This window comes from Okeania sp. SIO1H4, from assembly GCF_010672695.1.
GTDB lineage: Bacteria > Cyanobacteriota > Cyanobacteriia > Cyanobacteriales > Microcoleaceae > Okeania > Okeania hirsuta.
Genome location: NZ_JAAHGB010000136.1, coordinates 1 through 6191 on the forward strand (window position 1 = coordinate 1; position 6191 = coordinate 6191).

Here is a 6191-nt window from a genome sequence, read left to right on the forward strand (position 1 = left end):
CATCTTTGCGTGAAGAAGTAGGTGCATGGGAACAGATGCTGTGTAGTTTAGGAAAATTGTATGTACAGGGGGTGGATATAGATTGGTTAGGGTTTGAGGGAGATGATCGACGAAATAAAGTAGTGTTGCCCACTTATCCTTTTCAAAGACAAAGTTATTGGATAGAGACTGAAATTCAATCAAAGTTGTCAACTTCAAACTTAACAGCTACAATTATTCATCCCTTACTAGGTCAAAAACTACAGCTAGCAGGATTAGAAAATCGGTATTATTTCCAAGCACACCTGACAGCAAAATCACCAGCTTATCTTAGTCACCATCGAGTGTTTGAAAACAATCTCTTCCCAGCTACAGGTTATCTAGAAATGGGGCTTTATGCAGCTAAAACTTTATTTTCTACACTTCATATAGTAATAGAAAATGTAATTATTAGTCGCGGATTAATACTTCCAGAAACTCAATCAATATTAGTTCAAACAATTCTTAGCAAATCAGATATAGATACCTATAAATTTGAAGTTTTCTCCAAAAAAGAAGAAAGTTTTTCAGATTGGAATCTTCATGTAGAAGGAAAAATTAAGCCACTGAAAAATTTAAGTACAATTCAAAAAATTGACATAGAAAAATATCTAAGCGATTGTACTGAATCTATAGAAATAAAACAACACTATCAAAAATGCCAGCAACTAGGAATTGACTATAGAAGTAATTTTCAAGGAATCAAACAATTATGGTCTAGTACAAACCAAGCTATCAGTAAAATTGAATTACCCCTAGAGCTAGTAGCAGAAGCAACTCATTATTATATACATCCAGCTCTACTAGATGCTGCTTTACAACTAATTTTTCAGATATTACCAAAAACTGACAACCAACAAACGTATTTACCAATAGGAATAAATAGGCTAAAAGTATATAATCCTCCTGGTCTATCTTTGTGGGCAATAGCAGTAATAACTGAATCTGACCAAAAAGATGAAGAAAATCTAAATGCTCAAGTTACTCTAACTAATTTAGAAGGAGAAATTATTGCCCAAGTAGAAGGCTTAAAACTTAGACTTGTATCACCTCAAACCTTAATAGAAAATCAAGTAGAATTAATTAATAACTGGTTTTACTCAGTAGCTTGGAAACCCCAAAGTCGTTTTGGAAAACTATTACCAACAAATGATTTACTAACACCAAGAGAAATTGAACAACAATTGGCTCCTGACCTCGAAGAATTAGTTACAACAATAGGAGAAAATAGCTCTCAAATCGAAAGTAGCTTAGAAGAGCTAAGTCTAGATTATATAGTAAAAGCAATAATAGACCTAGGTTGGAACTACAAACAAATGGAATGTTTTTCTACTGATACTGCTAGTAAACATCTAGGTATAGATACCAATCAAAGACAGTTATTTAAACGTATATTAAAAATTTTAGCTGAAGAGGGAATTCTAGAGAAAAAAGAAGAGCAGTGGCAATTGCTCCAGCCTTTAAAAAAATCTAATCCTGAAGAAAAAAGTCAGACTTTATTGATTCAATATCCTGATGCCAAAGCAGAATTAAGTCTTCTAAATCGCTGTGGAACTCAATTAAGTGAAGTATTAAAAGGTGTAAAAGACCCAGTACAATTACTATTTCCTGAAGGAGATTTAACTACAACAACTCAACTCTATGAAGAATCTCCTACAGCTAAAATTATGAATACCTTAGTACAAAAAGTTATATCTCAAGCAATTGAGAAATTATCTTTACAACGAGGAATACGAATGTTAGAAATTGGTGCTGGTACAGGAGGTACAACTAGTTATATCTTGCCCCATCTAAATCCCCATCAAATTGATTACACATTCAGCGATATTGGGGGATTGTTTATAACTAAAGCACAAGAAAAATTTCATGATTATCCCTTCGTCAACTATCGAACTTTAGATATAGAGATAGATCCAAGCAGTCAAGGGTTTGATTCTCATCAGAATGATATAATTATTGCAGCCAATGTACTTCATGCAACTACCAATATAAAGCAAGTTTTATCTCATGTGCGAAAACTGTTGGCACCTGGTGGGATTTTAATATTATACGAAGCTACAACTCAAAATAGGTGGGTTGATTTAATCTTTGGACTACTGGAAGGATGGTGGAAATTCCGAGATTATGAATTACGACCAGACTATCCTCTGCTTTCTCGCTTTAAGTGGCAACAAGTTTTAAAAGAAAAAGGTTTTGGTCAAGTAGTAACTTTACCAGAAATAAAAGGAATGCCTGAAGTCTTGTCCAACCAAGCCGTAATTGTGGCTAGAGCTAATAATGATGATATAGTTGTTTCCTCAAAATCTAATAAAAATTGGTTAATTTTAGCAGATAATCAGGGATATGCTCAACACTTAGCAAGTCAACTGCAGTCATTAGGAGATAACTGTACCTTAGTATTTATAGGTGAGGAATACAAATATCTTTCTGACTCAGGATCGTTAGCTGAATTTACTATTAATCCTGACAAACCAGAAGAGTTTGAGCAACTAATAGCTGAAATATCAACAAACTTGCCCTCAATATATGGAATAGTTCATTTGTGGCCTACAGAGGCTATGGTTGGGAAAGATATTAGTTCTCAAGACTTAAAAAAATTATCACAAAGAGGCTGTGGAACCACACTATCTCTAGTGCAGGCATTAGTAAAAGGAAGATTAACTGAATCACCTAAATTATGGCTAGTAACTTGTGGCTCGCAACCTGTACCAGAAACTAATTGTGTAATTTCAGGAATTGCTCAATCTTCTTTATGGGGAATGGGAAAAGTGATCGGGTTGGAACATCCAGAGCTAAAATGTGTGCAAGTTGATTTAGATCCTTGCCAAAGTGTTGAAGATCAAGCATTAAAACTATTTGAAGAAATTTACTCAGAAGACCAAGAAGACCAAGTGGCATTTAGAGAAAATAGTCGTTACATATCTCGTTTAGTAGCTAGCTCTCCCAAAAAATCAGAAAAATCTGTGGCTTTCTCTCAAAATGCTTCCTATTTAATTACCGGAGGTTTGGGTGGATTAGGTTTATTAGTTGCTGATTGGATGGTCAAAAAAGGAGCTAAACATTTAGTTTTGGTGAGTCGCCGTCCACCCGATGAATTTAGTGAAAACAAGTTAAAGTTGCTAGAAGAAGCGGGTGCTTCAGTGGTAGTGGAACTGGCTGATGTGTCAGAAGTAGATTCTATGACAAAGGTACTAGCAAAGATAGACTCAACTTCAACTTTTCCGCTAGCAGGAATCATTCATTCTGCTGGAATGTTGTCAGATGGAGTTCTTGTCAACCAAAGTTGGTCAAGTTTTGAGCAGGTAATGGCTCCAAAAGTTGAGGGGGCTTGGATTTTACATAAATTGACTCAAAATCAGCCTTTGGACTTTTTTATATTGTTTTCTTCAGGTGCTTCTCTTTTGGGGTCAGCAGGTCAAGGAAATCATGCCGCTGCAAATGCTTTTCTGGATTGTTTAGCTCATTATCGTCAAGCTATGAGCTTGACTGGACTGAGTATTAATTGGGGTGCTGTTTCAGTTGTAGGAGAAGCGGCTGAAAAAGGTGCAGATATTCGACTCCAGCAAAAATTGGGTATAGAAGCCATCACTCCTGAGAAGTTTTTAGAGTCATTAGAGAAGTTGATGAATTTTTCTGAAGTACAAGTAGGAGTTCTGCCAATTAATTGGTTAAATTGGCAAGACAGAGTAACACAATGGCGGTTTTTAGCTGATTGGAAAGAAAAAACTGTTAATACTGTACCCGCATTAAAATCTGATTTTCTAGAGCATTTAAAGATGTTGATCCCTAGCGAACAAAGGAGATTATTAGAAGTTCATGTTCGTCAACAAGTAGCTCAAGTATTAGGCTTAAATTCATTTATTAATATTGATTTTAGTCAAGGCTTTTTTGAGTTAGGAATAGATTCGTTAATGTCTGTAGAGTTGAGGAGTTTTTTACAAAAAAGTTTAGGATGTGAGTTGCCTTCAACTTTGACTTTTAAATATCCAACCTTGAAGAATCTAGTAGATTATTTGGCTGAGTTGTTGTTAGATGTAAAGGTTGAAGGCAATTCAACTATAGAAAGAAAGCAAACTGAGGTTGACGAAGAAACACAAGAACAATTGTTAGCTAAAACAAAAGAACTTTCAGAAAAACAATTAGAAGAAATAATCGATCAAAAATTAAATTTATTTGTTAATGAGGAGTTATAAATAAATGAAAAATCCATCAAAGAAAATGAAAGATTTAACTCCTTTACAACGCTCATTTTTACTAATTGAGCAATTGCAAAAAAAATTAGATAAATTCCAGAATTTTCAAACAGAGCCAATAGCTATTATTGGTATGGGTTGTCGCTTTCCTAAAAATGTTAAGACTCCAAAAGAATTCTGGAATCTTTTATCTGAAGGAGTAGATGCTATTACTGAAGTTCCATCAACTCGATGGAATATTAATGATTATTATGACCCCGATCCAGAAAGTCCTGGCAAAATTTACACGCGATGTGGAGGATTTTTGGAGCAGATAGATTTATTCGATCCTCAATTTTTTGGTATTTCTCCTAAAGAAGCTGTTAGTATCGATCCTCAACATCGGTTACTATTAGAAGTTAGTTGGGAAGCTTTAGAACACAGTGGAATTTCTCCGTCAAAATTGCAAGGCAGTCAAACGGGAATCTTTTTTGGTATCACTCAAAATGAATACAGCAGATTTACCCTAGCAAATTCTAATCGTCCTGAAAATATAAGTATCTATGATGGCACTGGAAACGGTTTGTCTTTTGCATCAGGACGTCTTTCTTTTATTCTTGGTTCCCAAGGTCCAAGTATGTCTATTGATACAGTTTGCTCTTCTTCTCTAGTAGCAGTACATTTAGCCTGTCAAAGTTTACGAAATCAAGAATCTGATTTAGCTATAGCTGGTGGAGTTAATCTCAATTTGTTACCAGAAGGAACAATTTTTTTATCAAGGGCTAAAGCTTTGTCACCAGATGGTAGATGTAAGACTTTCGATGCTAGTGCAGATGGATTTAGTCGTAGTGAAGGTTGTGGAGTAATTATTCTTAAACGTTTATCTGATGCAATATCAAATGGAGACCGAATTTGGGCTTTAATTCGAGGTTCAGCAGTAAACCATGATGGTTGCAGTAGTGGTTTAACTGTTCCTAATCAAATAGCTCAGGAAAAATTAATTACTCAAGCGCTGAATCATGCTAAATTACATCCATTTCAAGTTAGTTATGTAGAAGCTCATGGTACTGGTACATCTCTCGGAGATCCTATCGAAGTGGGAGCTTTAGCCTCAGTTTTAAGTGCTAATCGTAGTCAGTCAAATCCTTTAATAATTGGTTCTGTAAAAACAAATCTTGGTCATTTAGAAGCTGCTGCTGGAATAGTAGGTTTAATTAAAGTAGTACTTTGTTTGGACAATGAAGAAATACCTCCTAATTTACACTTTTTTAAACCAAATCCTCATATTGAGTGGGAGAAAAGTCCTCTGATGGTTCCTACAAAGGTAATATCTTGGCCTCGCTCTGAAAAACAGAGATTTGCAGGAGTTAGTTCTTTTGGTATGAGTGGAACAAATGCTCATTTAATTCTAGAAGAAGCACCTCTTCAAACCCATAATAAATTATCATTAGACAACAGAAATAATTTACAACAGCGCCCACAACATTTATTAAGTCTATCCACAAAAACAGAAACTGCCCTAATTGAATTAGTCAATCGTTATCAAAACTATCTAGAGACTCATCCTAAATTAGACTCGGCAGATATTTGTTTTACCGCTAATACTGGGCGGTCACATTTTCATCATCGATTGGCAGTTATCTTTTCTAATACTTCAGAATTACTTGCTAAATTGAAACAATTTAGGAGAGGAGAAAAAGTAGCTGAAATATTTTCAAAAAAATTATCCTTAAGTAACAATAGTCAACCAAAAAAAGCGTTCCTATTTACAGGACAGGGTTCTCAATATCTGAATATGGGAAGAGAGTTATATCAAACTCAGCCACTATTCCGCCAAACCATTGACCAATGTTCCCAGCTCTTGCAACCCTATTTAGAACATTCCTTACTTTCCGTAATTTATCCAGATACACAAACAACACAAAACTCAGATTTAATCAACCAAACAGCCTACACTCAACCAGCCTTATTTGCCATAGAATACGCTCTGTGTCAACTATG

Annotated in this window: 2 protein-coding genes; both read left to right on the forward strand. The window is 35.1% G+C overall.

What is annotated here, in order from left to right:
- On the forward strand, nucleotides 1-4211 hold a 4211-nt coding region (locus F6K06_RS32900), incomplete at its 5' end, for an SDR family NAD(P)-dependent oxidoreductase (RefSeq protein WP_287245133.1).
- A gap of 4 nt (nucleotides 4212-4215) precedes the next feature.
- Nucleotides 4216-6191 (forward strand): type I polyketide synthase (locus tag F6K06_RS32905; protein WP_287323353.1); only part of this gene is annotated, 1976 nt, incomplete at its 3' end.